A 17,134-nucleotide genomic window follows, 5' to 3' on the forward strand; every position below is an offset into this window, starting at 1 on the left:
ACGCCGCATCGCGGCTGGAAGCCGCTCCCACGACCACACCTGCAGGAGCGTGCCTGCACGCGAATGGATGTCGGATGGCGCCCGGCGTTGGGCGCGCCTGCGGCGCGTTCGCGAGCAGGCTGGCTCCTACAGGGGGCCGGGGCATGCTGGGGGTCAGCCGCGCGGTTCCGGACTCACGCGCACGCCATCCCGCACGCGGTCGCCGGGGTGCGTGATCACGATCTCGCCCGGCTGCAGACCCCCGAGGATCTGGGTGCTCATGCCGCTGCGCCGCCCGGTCCGGACCTCGCGCCTCTGCGCACGGCCATCCGCCACCACGAAGAGCGACCAGCGTCCGTCGCTGCGGAACAGCGCACTGGTGGGGACCTGAAGCACGTCATCGCCCTCCCAGAGCACGAACTCCGCCTCGACCCGAAACCCGACCCCGAACCACCTGGCCGCCTGCTGCACGTCGTCGAAATCGACGATGACCGGGACCCGCTGTTCCTCGACACCCAGCGCCGATACCCTGGTGAATCCCGCCGGCTGCACCCGCCGGACCGTCCCGTTCAGGGTCTCGTCCCCGCCCCAGCCGGTGATCAGGACCCGCATGCCCGCCCGTACCTGCACCGCGTCCATCGACAGGAGGTCCACCTGGACCTGCAGATCCCCGAGGTTGCCGACCTCCAGCACGGGTTCGCCGGCGTTGATCGTGCCCTCGCAGCAGCGGTGCCGTTCCAGCACCAGGCCATCGGACGGGGAGCGGACCTCGAGCTGTGGCTGGTCATCCTCGATCCGCTGCCCGCTCGCGATGTCCACCATCGCCCGTGCACTCTCGACCTCGAACCGGGCCACCTCGACCGCGTGCTCGGCCGCGCGGACCGCGGCCCGCCGCCGGTCCCGCACACTCCGTGCCCGCTCCATTTCCGTCGCGGAGACGAGCTCGTTCTCGTGCAGCTGGCGGTAACGCTGATACTCCGACTCCGCGAAGCGGGCCTCCGCCTGTTCCGTCTCGAGGGTGGCACGGGCCGTCTCCAGGCGTGCCCGGGCCGCCGAGAGGTCTTCCCGGGCCAACTCGCGGCTGCGCGCATCCAGTGCCGGGGCGGGATACGGTTCCATCCGGAAGACCACCTGACCGCGTTCCACCGGATCGCCGGGCTCGAGCTCCACCCGCAACAGATAGCCGCCGATCGGCGCCGACACGGTAAAGGAATCCTGCAGCCGCGTGCGGCCCTCCTCCGCCACGGTCTCGGCGAAGTGGCCGCTCTCCACCGCCGTCGCGCTGACCGGCACCGGCGCGGGCATCAGCGTCCAGGCGAGCAGTCCCAGCGCCACCAGCGCGATCAGGGCCCAGAGCAGCTTCTTGCGCACCTTCATACGGATGTTCTCCTCGTGGACCAGGGGGAATCCACCCCCCAAAAAGCACTTCTGGACTGCGGGAGCCTGCTCCCGCTTTCATTCGCGGAAGCTCGCTTCCGCGGCAGGGGGCAGGCCCCCTGCAGGGCAAGGCGGCGGCAAGCCGCCGCACTCCATGGTCACTCTACCGCCTTCAGCAGCGACAGCTTGTCGAGCCGGTGCAGGCGCCGGACCACCAGCGCCGCCGCGGCCACCGAGGCGGCCAGCACAACAGCGGTCGCGAAGCCGTAGGCGCCCGGCGTGAGCACCAGCGGCACGCGGAACATGTCCATGCTGAAGGCCTGGTTCAGCGCCCAGGCGAATCCGGTTCCGATCAGCCACCCGACCGGCAGCGCCACCAGCGTGAGCAGCAGGATCTCGCCGATCAGGATCCAGCTCACCTCGGCCCTGGAGTACCCCAGGACCTGCAGCGTCGCCAGCTCGCGCGAGCGTTCCGCAAAGGCGATCCGGGCGTTGTTGTAAACCACCGCAAAGGTGATCGAGGTCGCGAGCAGCACGAAGACCAGCGCAAACATCAGCAGGGTATCCGCCATGTACTCCCGGATGTCGCCTTCGGCCTCCGAGATCATGCCGACACTGGCGATGGCAGGCAGCTCCCACAGGCGTTCGAACAGCGTCGCCTCCTGCCCGGCGTCGATCATCAGCCAGGCTCCGCTCACGGCCGGACCCTCGCGCATCAGCCGGTTCAGCGCCGCGCGGCGCATGTAGGCACCGACCCCCAGGGGTTCATCGACCACACCGACCAGCGGCACGGTCACCGTCTGGCGGTGCCCCTCCTGCACCTCCAGCCGCACGCGGTCGCCGACGCGCAGACCGAGGTCCTGCGCCAGGTAGTCGGTCAGCAACAGCCCCTCCGGTGGCAGGCGCTGCGGCCGCTGCCGCCCGTCCAGCAACTGCCGCAGGTAGGGCTGCTCATCCATGCCGAGGACCGCGGTGCGGTATTCGCGGTGCCCGGCCAGCAGCCGCACCGGAACCGATCTGTAGGTCTCCGCAACCAGCACGCCGGGCAGGTGACGCAGCTCCGACTGCACCCGGGCCGGTGTCGGGTCGCTGAAGCTCAGGTGCAGGTCCATGCGCATCACCTGACGGTACTGGGTGTCGATCATGTGATCGACCGCATTCAGCTGGTAGGCACCCATCACCAGCAGGCCCAGTGACATCGCGATCCCGACCACCGACAGGGCGGACTTCAGCGGATGGCGCGAGACGTTGCGAAGGACGATGCGCGTCGGCTGATCCAGCCAGCCGCGGAGGGCCGAACGTTCCAGCCAGCCCCGGTGAAAGCGCGCCGGCGGTTCCGGGCGCATGCCCTCGGCCGGCGGCAGGCGCGCCGCCGCCCGGACTGAGCGCAGGGTGCCGAGCATCGCGGCGCCCGCGGCGACTCCGATGGCAAGCAGGATCACCCAGCCCTGCAGCCTGAACCTCAGCTCGGGAAAGCGGAAATACTCGGTGTAGATCCCCGCCAGCCCGCTGCCCGCCCACAGGCCGAATCCGATGCCGAGCGCGCTGCCGATGGCAACGATCATGCCGGTCATCGTCCCGTAGTGCAGCGCGATGTCGCGGTCGTGGTAACCGAAGGCCTTGAGCACCGCCACCTGCTCCCGCTGGTTGCGAATGATCCGGCCGAGCACCACGTTCAGCAGAAAGGCCGAGACCAGCATGAAGATGGTCGGCAGGATCGCCGCCTGGGCACGCAGCTGTCTCAGTTCCTCGTGCAGGAAGCGGTGCGAGTGCTGGTCGTCGCGGCCGTACGCGCCGGTGCCGCCGTAACGGCCGAGGACGCGGTCGACCTCCGCAATCACCCTCGCCTCGGACGCCCCGGCCTCCAGGCCCAGCACCACGTTGTTGAAGGCGCCCTCCATCCCGTAGGCGCTGGCGAGCGCGCGCCGGTTCATCCACAGGATGCCGTAGCGCCGGTAGTCCGGCAGCAGGTCAGTGGGCGCGGCCTGGTATACGTGTTCCGGCGACAGCACCGTGCCGCTGATCCACAGGGTGGTCAGGCGTCCGCGGATGATCGCCGTGATCCGGTCGCCGGCACGCAGGCCGTGGGCCGCGGCAAAGCCGTCGCTGACCGCGACCTCGTCCGCCCGCCCCGGATCCGGCAGCCGCCCCTCCCTCAGGTAGAGCTGGTTCAGCAGCGCTTCCCGCCCGTCCGGAATCGACAGCAGGAGGCCCCGCGCCGGCTCGCCGAACCCGGGCACCTCGAGCCGGACCGGAGCCTTTACCCGGGTCTCGATCCGGTTCACCCCCGGAATCCCGCGCAGGCGTTCGCTGACTGCCTCGGGCGCACGGGTCAGGTCGGCAAAGACGTCGGCGAAATGGAAGTCCTCGTAGAAGCGCTGTTGCGTGAGACTCAGCGCGTCCAGCGTGGTCACCGCAATCATCAGGGTCATCACGCCGCTGGCGATCACCAGCGCGATCGCCGCTGCCTGTCCCTTCAGCGCGGACAGGTCACGCAGCAGCTTGCGGTTCAGCGCGCGCAGCCGAGCGCCCCTACCAGCGGAGCTCGCGGGGTTCGCGGCGCCGGTCATTCACGTGGATCCCCTCCACGCGCCCGTCGCGCAGTCGAACCACCCGGTCCGCCATCTCGCCGATCACCTCGTTGTGGGTAATGATCGCGACCGTGGTGCGCATCTCGTCGTTGATATGTTCCAGGGCCTCGAGCACCTGGATGCCGGTCTTCGAATCCAGCGCGCCGGTCGGCTCGTCGCACAGCAGCACCGCCGGCTGCTTCGCGATGGCGCGAGCGATCGCGACCCGTTGCTGTTCCCCACCCGAAAGCTGCGCCGGAAAGTGATCCAGCCGCTTCTTCAACCCGACCCGCGCGAGCGCCTCCTCGGGGGGCATCGGGTCACGACTGATCTCGGTGACGATCGCCACGTTCTCCCTCGCGGTCAGGCTTGCGATCAGATTGTAGAACTGAAACACGAAGCCGACATGATCGCGCCGAAACAGCGTCAGATCCCTCTCGGAGGCATGGGTCAGGTCCTGGTCGCGGTAACGCACGCTGCCGGAGGTCGCGGTGTCCAGCCCGCCCATGATGTTGAGCAGTGTGGACTTGCCCGAGCCGGAGGCGCCGAGCATCACCACCAGTTCTCCGGCATAGAGATCGAGATCCACGCCCTGCAGCGCGTGGATCTGCACCTCCCCCATCAGGTAGGTCTTGGTCAGACCCCGGGTCTCGAAGACCACGTCGCGGCCTCCCGGACCCTCTGCCCGTGTCGCTGCATCGGCTGCCATCACAACAGTCTAGCGGGCCATGCGGCTCAGAAGAGGCCGCGCGCGAGGTGAATCAGGACCAGGAAATACACGATTCTTGGCAACCACTCGGCGATGGCCTCCTGTGTCATGACCCTGCGCCACCCCTGACAAGGAAAGCCCCCTCCCCCGCTCGCGGGGGAGGGCTGGGGTGGGGGGTGCGGCGTCGGCCCCGGCCTCGGCGCCCGCGGGGACAGATTTGCAGATCTGTCCCGGTCCCTGGCCGCCTTGTCCGCAAGCGGGAGAGGGGAGCAAGGGGCGGTAGCCCTCAGGGGGTCAGTACGCAGCCGCGCAGCCCGCTGCCCGGCGTCGAGGCCACGTTCCGCACGATGTCGAGGAAGACCTCGGCGTCCTCCGGCGCGCGCGATTCGAAGTCGCCAAAGCCCACGCAGACCAGCACGCGCTCCGGGGCCGCCGCCTCCTCCGGCCCGTGCAGCGCCTCTTCCAGCGCGTCCCAGTTGAACCCGAACCACTCGTCGAGCTCCAGGGTGCGGTGCAGCGCCTCGAGCAGCGCCGCCTTGCCGGAAAGGGTCCGCGCGTCCACGGTGCGGGCATCCAGCCCGCATTCCGTCAGCACCACCAGCACCTCGTCGATCACCGTATCCGCGTCCAGCCGCAGCACCGGATCGGACAGCTCCAGCCACTCCCAAATCCCCGAGCGAACGCGGTCCCGGGTCATCAGCGTATCCTCCGGAAGCTCTGGTAGTGGTCATGGGTGTAGTAGACTTCCCCGTCGGCGCCGATCACGAGACGCTGTGGCCCCGCGTGGGAAATGCCCGGAGTGCGCACCACGTACTCCCGGTAGTGGCCGCGGGGCCGGTCGGGCAGCAGCCCCTCGCGGTTTTGGAACACCCCGCCGTCGTTGCGGTGCGGATCGCGCTCTCCCGCGGCGATGCGCTGGAGTTCCGGTGCCAGGTCCACATCGCCCCGCCAGGCGACACGGCCGTCCAGGTCGCGCACCGCCACATCGGGCACCACCAGCGCTGCGCCGTTTGCATCGATCTCCTCGGCCGGGGGCGGCGCGTCGGGCCCGAGCCCGGAATCCGGCCCGAGGAACTGCAGGGTCAGTACCGCCAGCGCGAGCACCAGCAGCAGGATGATCAGTGACGGCTTCTTCATGGCATCTCCGGACGGGTCAGTGGTCCTCGGTCGGTCGCAGCCTTCCGCGCCCGCGCTTGCGCTCGCCGAGGCGCTTCTTCCGGGCAAGACGGCGCTCGCGCGACGCGCGGGTCGGCCGCGTGGCGATCCGCGGCGCCCGCGGCTGCGCCGCCTCCTGCAGCAGGTCCGCGAGTCGCGCGAGGGCATCCTCGCGGTTGCGCTCCTGGCTGCGGAAGCGCTGGGCATGAATGATCAGCACCCCCTCCCGAGAGATACGCCTGCGCGCAATCCGGCGCAACCGCTCCAGCATCGGCGGCGGCAGCAGCCCCGGGGTCTCCAGGCGCAAACGCAGTTCCACCGCGCTTTCGGTGCGGTTCACATGCTGGCCGCCCGGCCCGGTCGCGCGCTTGTAGCGGAATTCCAGCGCCTCCTCGGGAATCCGCAGGCCGGCGCCGATTTCGATCATGGACATGATGGTCTCCGTCACCCCCCGCGTTGAACCGATTGAACGCTGTGCGGGAGACGCCCGCAGCAGGGTAGGACGGGACGGACGAGACTACAAACCGGCGTCGGGATTTGTGACCGACCGGGCAAATCCTTAGGCTATGCAGGCCCTGGCGCCCGGCTGATACCGCCGCAGCGCCGCTCTTTTTCACTTGCAATCAAAGGAATGCCTATGCCCGCCCTGATCTGCGGTTCTCTCGCCTTCGACACCATCATGGTCTTTCCCGACCGCTTCCGGCATCACATCCTGCCCGACAAGGTGCACATCCTGAACGTCTCGTTCCTGGTTCCCGAGATGCGCCGGGAGTTCGGGGGCTGCGCGGGCAACATGGCCTACAACCTGAGGCTTCTTGGCGGCGACCCGGTGCCGATGGCCACCGTGGGCTCCGACTTCGGCATCTATGCCGAGTGGCTGGAACAGCAGGCCATCGATTCCCGCCACGTGCGCACGGTGGAGGGCAGCTTTACCGGCCAGGCCTTCATCACCACCGATCAGGACGACAACCAGATCACGGCCTTCCATCCGGGGGCGATGAATTTCTCGCACTACAACCGCGTGGACGAGGCGGCGAGCCTTGGCGTCCGCATCGGTATCGTCGCACCGGACGGCCGCGAAGGCATGATCGAGCACGCCGAGCAGTTCGAGCGGGCGGGTATTCCGTTCATCTTCGACGTCGGCCAGGGCCTGCCGCTGTTCAACGCCGAGGAACTCAACCGGTTCCTCGAGCAGGCGACCTATGCCGCGTTCAATGACTACGAGGCCCAGCTGACCGCCGAACGCACCGGCCTGAGCCTCGAGCAGATGGCGGAACGGGTCGATGCGATGATCGTGACGCGCGGCGGCGAGGGATCGCAGATCTACACGGGCGGTCGCCGCATCGATATTCCGGTGGTGACGCCGGAAGCGGTCGTCGATCCCACCGGCTGTGGCGATGCCTTCCGGGCCGGCCTGCTGTTCGGGCTCGAACGCGGCATGGACTGGGAGACCACCGGCCGCATCGCCTCGCTGCTCGGGTCGATCAAGATCGCGAGCCCCGGCACCCAGAACCACCGCTTCGACGCGGAGGGCTTCGCAGCGCGTTTCGAGGAGACCTTCGGCTACCGGTACTGATGGCCTGGACCGCGCTGCTGCGGAGGCTCGGCAGGGCCGCGCCCGTGCCCCGTCTGGCCGCGATCTTCATCAGCCCCGCAGCCGGGGAGCCGATGGAGGCACCGGCATCGGTGCAGGCCATCGCTGGCAAGGGGCTCGCCGGTGACCGCTATTCCCTGGCCACCGGGCACTGGCATCCGGTCGAGAGCTGCGAGGTCACCCTGATCTCGGAGCACGACCTCCGGCGCGCGCAGCGGCGCCTGCCCGTGGCGGTGGACCGCGGGCAGCACCGGCGCAATCTCGTCGTTTCCGGCATTCGTACCCGGGATCTGGAGGGACGGCGCTTCCGGATCGGCGGGGCGGGCTTCGAGTACCTGAAGCCCCGGCCACCGTGCGGCTACATCAACCAGGTCACCGGGGAAAACATGGCCCGGGCGCTGGGAAGGAACAGCGGGGTCTGCCTGCGCGTGCTGACCGGGGGCCTGATTCGCGTCGGGGACCCGGTGCTGATCGAGCCTCCCGATCGGACGTGACGGGCGCGGGACGGGGGCCCCGTTTGCCCGGTTGTCCCGGCGCGGGCTCAGCAGTCGCCGATGCGGCGGCCGTCGAGCTCCATATGCATCTCCATCGGTCCCATGGGCGTGAGCATCTGGGCCTGCATTGTGCCCTCGGTCTGGTCGCCCATGAAGAGAAGCTCGGCATCCATGGTCATCTCGAAGCCCTCGTCGTCCTGGCAGCTCATCGAGTAGTTCATGCCTCCCTCGCGCAGATCCATGTCCGTGATCTCGCAGCCCTCGACGTCCACGTCGAATGCGAGGCCCTCGGCCAGGTCCTCTGCGGTCACGCATTCCCGCGAGGATTCCGTCTGCTCGGGCATGGGAGTTCCCGGGAAGGTGGTCACGGAGTTGAGTTCCCACTCACCCGGCTGAATGTTGGGCTCGACGGCGAGGGCGCTCAGCGGAAGGACAGCGGCGGCGGCAATGGCAAGGCTGCGAAGCTTCATTCGTGGATTCCTTTACAGATGGCGGTGTGAAGTGCCAGGGCATCGAGTGGCCAGCGCGGACTGCGAGCCCGCACCGGTCCCCGGATCAGGGCAGGTCAAACTGCCATGACGGCGCGCGGGGGTCAATTCCGGGGCCCGGCCGGGTCCCGCCGCGCCGGGGCCTGGAGTTCCGGCCAGGGTTCGGGACCGCCACCGGTGCGGGCTGTCATAATGGCGCTCGAGCAACACCGGGGAGTCGGAATGAACGGAGGCGAGGCAGGATCCCGGGCACGGGCGCGCGCACGCTGGAGCACTGCCCCGATCATCGGCCTGATCTGCGCGCTCCTCCTGGCCGCCGCGTGCTCGCCGCGACCCGAGGCGCTGGCGCCGCTCGCGCCGGATGCGGTGATTCTCGCCTTCGGGGACAGCCTCACGGCCGGCACCGGCGCCGCCCCGGAGGCCTCCTATCCGTCCCGCCTCGAGGCCCTCAGCGGGCGACGGGTGATCAACGGCGGGATCGCCGGAGAGCTCTCGCGTGGCGGCGTCGACCGGCTGCCGGGCCTGCTGGAGGCGCACCGGCCCGACCTGCTGATCCTCACGCACGGGGGCAACGACCTGTTGCGGCGCGTGGACACGGAAGAGACCCGCGAGAACCTCGAGACGATGATCGGCCACGCCTGGGAACGGGGCATCGACGTGCTGCTGGTCGCGGTCCCCGCACCCACCCTGCTGCGCCTGCGCAGCGACCCGCTTTACGCCGAGATCGGCCAGCGGCTGCGGGTTCCGGTCGAGGACGAAGCGCTCGCACACGTCCTCTCGCGCGACACGATGAAGGCCGATCCGATCCACCCGAACGGCGATGGTTACCGGTACGTCGCCGAGCGCATCCACCGGCTGCTGGTGCAGACGGGGGCCTTGTGAGACCCGCCAGGGAAACGCGGGCATGGCCGTCATCGCGAGGAGTGAGGCGAGCTGGCGATCGGTATCCACCCCCGACGCGGTCGTCCCCGCCCGGGCCCACGTCCACCGCGATGTTCTGCCCGCGCAGTTGACCGGCGCCCTCCGACACCGCTGGTCTGACGCTCCGGTTGCTGCCGCGCGAGGACATCACGCCGGCGCCCGTGCCGGCCGCTGATCGCACCACCGGCGAACATCGGGGCCGCCCGGATCCCCTGCCGCGCTGGAAAAACGGCCGACAACGCCTATCCTCGAGGATCGGCAAAAACCGTTGACGGAAGTGTTTCGTGACCGACAGAAAGACCATGATCGCCGCCTCCATCACGCTGGGCGTGCTGTTCCTTGGAGTGACCGAACCGACCCCCGCGGCGTGGGACCAACCAGCGGTCGCCCACGCCCCGACCGGGAACCATGTACTGGTACAGGTGCAGGAGCGCGGCGGCGCCGGCGGCCGGTTCCAGAGCGAACCCGAATTTCCGCCCCGCGGCTATCTCGAGGACATCGAGGATCCCCCGCGGGCTCGGGCGGACGCTTCCGGAGGGGACCGGTTCCAGGACCCTCAGCCGCCGCTGGGAGGCGGAAACCAGTCGCCGGTTATCGCTCCCGCCAGCCCGGTCTACGTGCCTGAAGGCCTGCGGGGAGGCATGCCCTCGGGTGACCCGCGGGAGCAGGCAGACCGGAGGGGGACGGGGTCCGCTTCGCCGGGGGGTTGGGGCGCGCCCGCGTTCACGGCGCCCGCCGGGCAGGACACCGACATCCCGCGCCACGACCGGGGCGACGGCCGGATCGACTTCCCCGCCGTGCCGCCGGGCGTGGAGCCGCGCGACCGGGCCGGTCTTCCTGCCGTGCCGACGGACCGCGGTCAGCGGGGTGGGGCCGCTTTTCCGGCGGCCGGGGCACGGGGCGATCGCATGCCCGCGCCGGGCAGCGGGAGGGACCACCAGTGGCCCCTGGCACCGCCGACGGAAGGCGGTTACCCGAGTGCTTCCGACGGGCGCCTGCCGTTTGGCGAATACCCGCGCGGGGGCCTCGACCCGTCGCGCTGAGGGCGCGCATTCAGGCGCCGGCGCGCCGGCGCCAGACCAGCGTGAAATTGTCGGCGGGCATCGCAATCGTCTGCAGGAGATCCAGCCCGAGCGGGACGGCCTCGCGCTGGATCGCGTCCATGTCGCGCACGCCCATCCCCGGGTCGGACTGGCGCAGCGCCCGGTCGAACTCGAGGTTGGAGGCCGCGGTGTGGCGGCCGCCTCGTGCGAACGGTCCGTACATCGCGAAGATCCCGCCGGGACGCAGAACGCCGGACACCCCCGCGAGCATCGCCAGCACCTCGGACCAGTGCATGATGTGCGCGGTGTTGGCGGTGAAGACGTAATCGTAGGACTCGGCTGGCCACGGGCCCGTGGCGCGCAGCACCCGGGCCGGCCGGACATTGTCCAGCCCCGCGTCGCGGCGCCACGCCTCGATCCCCTCGGTCCGGCCTTCGATCTCGGTAGGCTGCCAGCTCAGGTGGGGCATCGCGGCGGCGAAATGCACCGCGTGCTGGCCGGTTCCGCTGCCCACCTCCAGCACGCTGCCCGGTTCGGCGAACCACCGCCGCAGCACGTCGAGGATCGGGCCCCTGTTCTGTTCGGCGGACCCGGCGAACGGCTTGCCGTCCATGACTCAGGAGGCGGGTAGCCGGGCCCGCAGCCAGTCGATTGCGGCCAGCGTTGCAGGGTCATGCGCATGGGTCCCGGCATCAGAGCGAAGATCCTCGAGCACGCGGCCCGCCAGCTGCTTGCCGAGCTCCACGCCCCACTGGTCGAAGGCGTTGATCTCCCACAGGGTCGCAAGGAGGTAGATCTTGTGTTCGTAGAGCGCGATCAGCGCCCCGAGACTGTGCGGATCGAGCCGCTCCATCAGGATCACGGTGCTCGGCCGGTCGCCCGGGAAGCTGCGGTGGGGTGCCAGCCGCTGCACCTCGGAGTCCGGAACGCCGTCCGCCGACATCTCCGCCGCGGCCTCGGCGGCGGTCTTGCCATGCGCCAGGGCCTCAGCCTGTGCGATCAGGTTGGCCAGGAGGATCGTGTGATGCCCGGGCAGGCCATGCGCCGGCTGCGCGACGCCGATGAACTCCGTCGGCTCCCAGCGCGTGCCCTGGTGCAGGAGCTGGTAGAAGGCGTGCTGACCGTCGGTACCGACGGCGCCCCAGACCAGCGCACCGGTGTCCCGTTCCACCGGGGAACCATCGACGTGCACGCCCTTCCCGAGGCTCTCCATCTCCGCCTGCTGCAGGTAGGAGGGCAGAAGTCTCAGGCGCTCGTCGTAGGGGAGCACCACCCGCGCGCAGGCGCCGAGGATGTTGTGGTTCCAGATGTCCACCAGCGCCATGCGCAGCGCCGCGTTGGCCTCCGGCGCCACGGTCTCCAGCACGTGCCGATCCATCGCGTGCGCACCGGCGAGAAGGTTGCGGAAACCGTCCATGCCGAGATAGAGCGCGACCGGCAGGCCGATGGCCGACCACACCGAGTACCGGCCGCCGACCCAGTCCCAGAAACCGAACATGTTTGCGATGTCGATGCCGAACTCCGCGACACGCTCGGCATGCGTTGACACCGCAACGAAATGCCGCGCGACCGCCTCGGGGTGATCCGTATGCCGGAGCAGCCAGGCCCGGGCCGAACGCGCGTTGGTCAGGGTCTCCTGCGTGCCGAAGGTCTTGGAGGCGACGATGAACAGCGTGGTCTCCGGGTCCGACTCGCGCAGCACCGCCTCCAGCGCGGCACCGTCCACGTTGGAGACGAAGTGCATGCGCAGGGGATGGCCCTCGGCCGTCGTGGTCGCGAGCGGTGCCAGAGCCGCGCAGACCATGCGCGGACCGAGATCGGAGCCACCAATGCCGATATTGACCACGCTGCGGATCGGCCGGCCGGAATAGCCGACATGGCGGCCGTCGTGCACCCGCTGGACCAGGGATTCGATCGCATCGAGGACCCGGTGCACCTCGGGGACCACGTCCTGGCCGTCGATCCGGCAGCTGGCCTCGCGCGGCAGGCGCAGGGCCATGTGGTGCGCGGCCCGGTCCTCGGTGGTGTTCACGTGCTCACCATCCCACTGGCGGCGCAGCGCATCGGCCCACCCGGCATCCCCGGCCAGCGCATAGAGCGCCGTCCAGGCCGCGGCGTCGAGCCGCTGGCGGGTCCAGTCCAGGCGCAGCCCAGCGGCATTCAGCACATCGCGTTCGACGCGGTCCGGGTCGCCGGACAGCAACTCGCGCAGGGACACCGGGCGGAGCCGGCCACGGGCGTCCGCCAGCTCCGGCCAGCGGGCAGAGGCGTGTCGGGGCTGGGGCATGGAAGGCTCCTCGAGTCGTTGGCGGCAGGAAATGGGGTGCGGCCCTACACTACAATGGCCGGCCAGGCCATACAACGCGACCCGAGAGTCTCCATGCGCATCCTGTTCGCGAGCAGCGAAGCCTATCCACTGGTCAAGACCGGCGGGCTCGGCGACGTCAGCTCCAGTCTTCCCGCCGCACTCAAACGCCGCCGCCAGGACGTGCGTCTCGTGCTGCCCGCCTACCCGCGGGCGGTCAGCCGCCTCGCCGACGCGACCCGCCTGCCGGGCCCGGCCGATGCGCCGTGGAGCCTGATCCAGGGCTACCTGCCCGGTACCTCGGTGGTGGTCTACCTGATCGACTGGCCGATGTACTTCGAGCGCGACGGCGATCCGTACCGGGCGACCGACGGCAGCGACTGGCCGGACAACCCGCAGCGCTTCGCCGCCTTCGCCCGGGCCGTGTCGTCGCTGGCGGTGAACGAGGCGGGGGTGGGCTGGACGCCGCAGATCCTGCATCTGAACGACTGGCAGACCGGTCTGGTGCCGGTCTTTCTCCGCGACCACCCGCGGCGACCGCCGACCGTCTTCACCATCCACAATCTCGCCTACCAGGGTCTGTTCCCCGGATCCGTGCGCCACGCGCTGGGCCTGCCGGAGGATCTCTGGCACCTCGAGGCCCTGGAGTTCCACGGACTGCTGTCGTTCATGAAGGGCGGGCTGGTGTTCTCCGACCTGATCACCACGGTATCGCCCACCTACGCGCGCGAGATCCAGACCCCCGAGGCCGGCATGGGCCTCGATGGCGTGCTCCGCGCGCGTTCGGCCAGCCTGTACGGCATCCTGAACGGGGTGGATTACCGCGAGTGGAACCCGGAACGCGACGGTTACCTGGAGGCCCACTACAGTGCGGACGACCTGTCCGGCAAGGCCCTGAACCGCGCCGCGCTGCAGCGGGATCTGCATCTGCCGGCCCGGGACGACGTCCCGCTGCTGGGGCACGTCGGCCGGATGGTGGAACAGAAGGGAATCGACCTGCTGCTGGAGGCGTGCGCGCCCTTTCTGGCCGACGGCCGCATTCAGCTGGCGCTGGTGGGCAGCGGGGAGCGGCGCTTCGAGGACGCGGCGCGCGCGCTGGCCGTCACCCATCCGCAGCACTGCAGCGTGGTCATCGCCTACAACGAGACGCTCGCGCACCGCATCGAGGCCGGTTCCGACGCCTTCCTGATGCCCTCGCGCTTCGAGCCCTGCGGCATGAACCAGATGTACAGCCTCCGCTACGGGACGCCTCCGGTCGTGCACGCGACCGGCGGCCTGGTCGACACGGTGATCGACGCGAATCCCGCGACCCTCGCGGACGGTACCGCGACCGGCTTCTCCTTCGTCCCTGCGAGCGTCAGCGCGCTCACCGGCGCGATCGAGCGGGTGCTGGCGCTGTTCGCCGAACCCGGGCAGGAGCACTGGCGCCGGATCATGCGCAATGGCATGGTGCGCGACTTCGACTGGAACCAGAGTTCCTCGGCCTACCTGGATCTCTATCGAGGGCTGGCCGGCAGGGCGTGAGCGGCCCGCTTGCGGGCCTGCGTTATACTGGAATCGACGGAACGTTACAGATCCGGGGCCGGCCACCGTGCCGGCCCCGCTCGTTCAAGCCGCGCATCCAGGGGCCTCATGACTACGCATCCAAGCGACCAGCCGTTTCTGCCCAGGGACCGGGAACTCCGCGCCCGGGTTCGTCTGTTCGGCGATCTGCTGGGACAGGTCATACGCCGGCTGGAGGGCGAGAAGGTCTTCAGCGCCGTGGAGACCCTGCGCAAGGGCTTCGTCAGCCTCCGCAAGCGTGAAGATCCGCAGCTGCGCCAGCGGCTGATGCGCTTCATCGTGCAACAGAGCCCGGAGGTGACCGAGCGCGTCATCCGCGCGTTCAGCATCTACTTCAGCCTGGTCAACATCGCCGAGGAAGACCTGTACTACCGCTGGCGCCGCGCCCAGGTCAGCAGCGGGGAGCCCCTGTGGGTGGGCTCCTTCGACCGGACGCTGCGCGACCTGCATGCCGAGGGCGTCACCGCACCCGAACTGGAGCGGCTGCTGTCGCAGATCAGTTACACACCGGTATTCACCGCCCACCCGACCGAGGCCCGGCGACGCACCACGATGGAGAACCAGCGGCGCGTGTTCCGGACCGCGGACCAGCTCAACAACCCGCGTATCGGCGCGGCCGAGCGCCAGCTGCTGATCGAGGAACTGGAGGCGCACATCCAGATCCTGTGGCGTACCAACGAGGTGCGGGTGAAGAAGCCCCAGGTACGCGACGAGATCAAGTACGGTCTCTTCTATTTCGAGGAGAGCCTGTTCGAGGCGATACCGCTGGCCTACCGGTTCCTCGAGAAGGCCGTGCGGCGCAGTTACGGAACCCGGGCCGACGGCGGCCTGCCGATCCGCATCCCGGCCTTCCTGCGCTTCGGCTCCTGGATCGGGGGCGACCGTGACGGCAACCCCAACGTCACCCCCGCGGTCACCGCGATGGCCTGCCGGCTGGCGATGCAGCAGGTATTGCGCGAGTACCTCAGGCGCGTCGTGCGGCTGCGCAATGTCCTCACGCACTCGTCACTGATGTGCAAGCCGTCCGCGGCCTTTCAGGCCAGCCTGGAGGCGGACGACAGCATCGCGCCCGCGGTCTTCCAGGGCGCCCGGGACCGCTACGAGACGGAGCCCTATCGCCGCAAGCTCCAGATCATGCTTTTCCGTCTGAAGGAGACGCTGGCGACGGTCGATCGGCGCCTTTCGGGCGAGGCGGCGATCCTGCCCGTCAGTTCCGCCTACGCCGGCGCGGCGGGTTTTCTGGAGGACCTCCGGGTGATTCACGACTCGCTGGTCAGCCACGGCGAGCGCAACATTGCCGGACGGGAACTCACCGACCTGATCCGCCTGGTGGAGACCTGCGGCTTCCACTTGCATCACCTCGACGTCCGGCAGGAATCCGGCGTGCACACCCGCACCGTGGCGACGGTCCTCGCACAGGCCGGAGTGGAAACCGGCTACCATTCCCTGGACGAGGCATCCCGACTGGAGCTGCTGAGCCGGCTGATCGATCGCCCGGAGCTGCCCGAGATCGATCGGGACGCCCTCGACGAGGAAGCGCGGGATACGCTGCGCGTGTTCGACGTGATCCGCGAGATGCGCCACGAGATCGGGGCGGAGGGGATCGGCACCTACGTGATCTCCATGACCCATGCCGCGTCGCACGTGCTCGAGGTCCTGCTGCTCGGGCGGCTGACCGCCCTCGCCGGCCGCAGCGGGGACGACCCCTTCTGCCATCTTCGGATCGCGCCGCTGTTCGAGACCATCGAGGACCTGCTCCACGTCGACGCCGTGCTGAACAGCCTGTTCGGCAACGCGTGCTACCGGCGCATGCTGGCCGCGAATGGCGATCTGCAGGAGGTGATGCTCGGCTACTCCGATTCCTGCAAGGACGGCGGCATCCTCGCCTCCAGCTGGAGCCTCTACGAGGCGCAGCAGAAGATCGTCGCGATCAGCGAGCGCTTCGGTGTCCGCTGCCAGCTGTTCCACGGGCGCGGCGGCACCGTTGGCCGGGGCGGCGGTCCGACCCACGAGTCCATCCTCGCCCAGCCTCCCGCCACGGTGCAGGGCCGCATCAAGTTCACCGAGCAGGGGGAGGTGCTGTCCTACAAGTACAGCAACGTGGAGACCGCGGTCTACGAGATCGGCATGGGCGCGACCGGCCTGATCCTCGCCAGCCGCAGCCTGATCCGCGAACCGACCTGCGACCGCGACGAATATCGCGTGACGATGGGAGAGCTCGCCGCGCTCGGCGAGGATGCGTACCGCGATCTGGTCGACCGCACCCCGGGCCTGCTCGACTACTTCTACGAGAGCACGCCGGTGCAGGAGATCGGCTTCCTCAACATCGGCTCCCGGCCCTCGCACCGGCGCAAGACCGACCGATCGAAGTCGTCCATCCGGGCCATTCCGTGGGTCTTCGGCTGGGGGCAGTCCCGTCACACCGTACCCGCCTGGTACGGGATCGGCAGTGCGCTGGAAGGCTGGCGGGGGGACGATCCGGGCCGGCTCGAACTGTTGCGGCGGATGTATGTCGAGTGGCCGTTCTTCCGCTCGCTGCTCTCGAACAGCGAGATGGCGCTGACCAAGGCGGACATGCGCACCGCTGCCGAATACGCCCGCCTGTGCGGCGATCGCGAGCTTGCCGACACGGTCTATGCGCGCATCCGGGAAGAGTACGAGCGCACGGTGCGGGAGGTGCTGCTGGTCTCGCAGCTCGATGCACTGATGGCCGGGACACCGCTGCTCGCGCTGTCGCTGCAGCGGCGCAATCCCTACCTGGATCCGCTGAACAGCATCCAGATCCATCTGCTGCGGGAGTCGCGGGCCGTCGAGGAGGCGCGTTCGGACGAGAACGAGGCCAACCCCTGGATTGCGCCGCTGCTGCGCTCGATCAACGCGATCGCGGCCGGCATGCGGAACACGGGCTGAGGGGGTCCCCGGTGGGCCCGCTGCGC

The 17,134-nt window shown here is 69.4% G+C and carries 15 protein-coding genes; 6 read left to right on the forward strand and 9 right to left on the reverse strand.

Going from position 1 to position 17,134, the window contains the following annotated elements; translation table 11 throughout:
* Nucleotides 1–153: 153 nt before the first annotated feature.
* From ACESMN_RS11200 to arfB, 6 genes are all read right to left on the reverse strand, one after another.
* Nucleotides 154–1,356, reverse strand: a complete 1,203-nt coding sequence (locus ACESMN_RS11200) for an efflux RND transporter periplasmic adaptor subunit (protein ID WP_373053684.1) — start codon at nt 1,354–1,356, stop codon at nt 154–156.
* A 158-nt stretch (nt 1,357–1,514) separates the two neighbouring features.
* Nucleotides 1,515–3,878: an ABC transporter permease gene (locus tag ACESMN_RS11205; protein WP_373053697.1), complete on the reverse strand. Its 2,364-nt coding sequence runs from the start codon at nt 3,876–3,878 to the stop codon at nt 1,515–1,517.
* A gap of 10 nt (nt 3,879–3,888) precedes the next feature.
* The gene (locus ACESMN_RS11210; protein ID WP_373053698.1) at nt 3,889–4,548 is read right to left on the reverse strand and encodes an ABC transporter ATP-binding protein; all 660 of its coding nucleotides are present in this window, start codon (nt 4,546–4,548) and stop codon (nt 3,889–3,891) included.
* Nucleotides 4,549–4,921: 373 nt separating this feature from the next.
* The gene (locus ACESMN_RS11215; RefSeq protein WP_373053685.1) at nt 4,922–5,332 is read right to left on the reverse strand and encodes a barstar family protein; all 411 of its coding nucleotides are present in this window, start codon (nt 5,330–5,332) and stop codon (nt 4,922–4,924) included.
* Nucleotides 5,332–5,772 carry a ribonuclease domain-containing protein gene (locus ACESMN_RS11220; RefSeq protein WP_373053686.1) on the reverse strand — a complete coding sequence of 147 codons (441 nt, stop codon included), beginning with the start codon at nt 5,770–5,772 and terminating at the stop codon, nt 5,332–5,334. The genes ACESMN_RS11215 and ACESMN_RS11220 overlap by 1 nt, the downstream gene beginning before the upstream one ends.
* Before the next feature lie 16 nt (nt 5,773–5,788).
* Nucleotides 5,789–6,223 carry an alternative ribosome rescue aminoacyl-tRNA hydrolase ArfB gene (gene arfB / locus ACESMN_RS11225; RefSeq protein ID WP_373053687.1) on the reverse strand — a complete coding sequence of 145 codons (435 nt, stop codon included), beginning with the start codon at nt 6,221–6,223 and terminating at the stop codon, nt 5,789–5,791.
* A 204-nt stretch (nt 6,224–6,427) separates the two neighbouring features.
* On the opposite strand from arfB, the gene ACESMN_RS11230 reads away from it, so the two are divergent.
* Complete coding sequence (locus ACESMN_RS11230; RefSeq protein WP_373053688.1) at nt 6,428–7,366, forward strand: carbohydrate kinase family protein; 939 nt, start codon at nt 6,428–6,430, stop codon at nt 7,364–7,366.
* The gene (locus ACESMN_RS11235) at nt 7,366–7,878 is read left to right on the forward strand and encodes an MOSC domain-containing protein (protein WP_373053689.1); all 513 of its coding nucleotides are present in this window, start codon (nt 7,366–7,368) and stop codon (nt 7,876–7,878) included. Before ACESMN_RS11230 ends, ACESMN_RS11235 begins: the two co-directional genes overlap by 1 nt.
* A gap of 47 nt (nt 7,879–7,925) precedes the next feature.
* Here ACESMN_RS11235 and ACESMN_RS11240 read toward each other — a convergent pair whose 3' ends face one another.
* Nucleotides 7,926–8,348 carry a DUF3617 domain-containing protein gene (locus ACESMN_RS11240; protein ID WP_373053690.1) on the reverse strand — a complete coding sequence of 141 codons (423 nt, stop codon included), beginning with the start codon at nt 8,346–8,348 and terminating at the stop codon, nt 7,926–7,928.
* A 240-nt stretch (nt 8,349–8,588) separates the two neighbouring features.
* On the opposite strand from ACESMN_RS11240, the gene ACESMN_RS11245 reads away from it, so the two are divergent.
* Both ACESMN_RS11245 and ACESMN_RS11250 read left to right on the forward strand, forming a co-directional pair.
* On the forward strand, nt 8,589–9,248 hold the full coding sequence (locus tag ACESMN_RS11245; RefSeq protein WP_373053691.1) for a GDSL-type esterase/lipase family protein: 660 nt from the start codon (nt 8,589–8,591) through the stop codon (nt 9,246–9,248).
* A gap of 323 nt (nt 9,249–9,571) precedes the next feature.
* Nucleotides 9,572–10,330, forward strand: coding sequence for a hypothetical protein (locus tag ACESMN_RS11250; protein WP_373053692.1), 759 nt, complete (start codon nt 9,572–9,574; stop codon nt 10,328–10,330).
* Nucleotides 10,331–10,340: 10 nt separating this feature from the next.
* Here the strand turns inward: ACESMN_RS11250 and ACESMN_RS11255 are convergent, their stop codons facing one another.
* Together ACESMN_RS11255 and pgi are read right to left on the reverse strand one after the other, a co-directional pair.
* Nucleotides 10,341–10,943 (reverse strand): DUF938 domain-containing protein, encoded by a 603-nt coding sequence (locus tag ACESMN_RS11255; protein WP_373053693.1) that lies wholly within the window; start codon nt 10,941–10,943, stop codon nt 10,341–10,343.
* A 3-nt stretch (nt 10,944–10,946) separates the two neighbouring features.
* A complete protein-coding gene (gene pgi, locus ACESMN_RS11260; RefSeq protein WP_373053694.1) occupies nt 10,947–12,617 on the reverse strand; it encodes a glucose-6-phosphate isomerase in 1,671 nt (556 codons plus the stop codon).
* Nucleotides 12,618–12,710: 93 nt separating this feature from the next.
* Here pgi and glgA point away from each other — a divergent pair, with 93 nt between their 5' ends.
* Nucleotides 12,711–14,159 (forward strand): glycogen synthase GlgA, encoded by a 1,449-nt coding sequence (gene glgA, locus ACESMN_RS11265; RefSeq protein WP_373053695.1) that lies wholly within the window; start codon nt 12,711–12,713, stop codon nt 14,157–14,159.
* Nucleotides 14,160–14,267: 108 nt separating this feature from the next.
* On the forward strand, nt 14,268–17,108 hold the full coding sequence (ppc, locus tag ACESMN_RS11270) for a phosphoenolpyruvate carboxylase (protein ID WP_373053696.1): 2,841 nt from the start codon (nt 14,268–14,270) through the stop codon (nt 17,106–17,108).
* Nucleotides 17,109–17,134 lie beyond the last annotated feature (26 nt).

This window comes from Thioalkalivibrio sp., from assembly GCF_041690275.1.
In the GTDB taxonomy this organism is placed as follows: domain Bacteria; phylum Pseudomonadota; class Gammaproteobacteria; order Ectothiorhodospirales; family Ectothiorhodospiraceae; genus Thioalkalivibrio.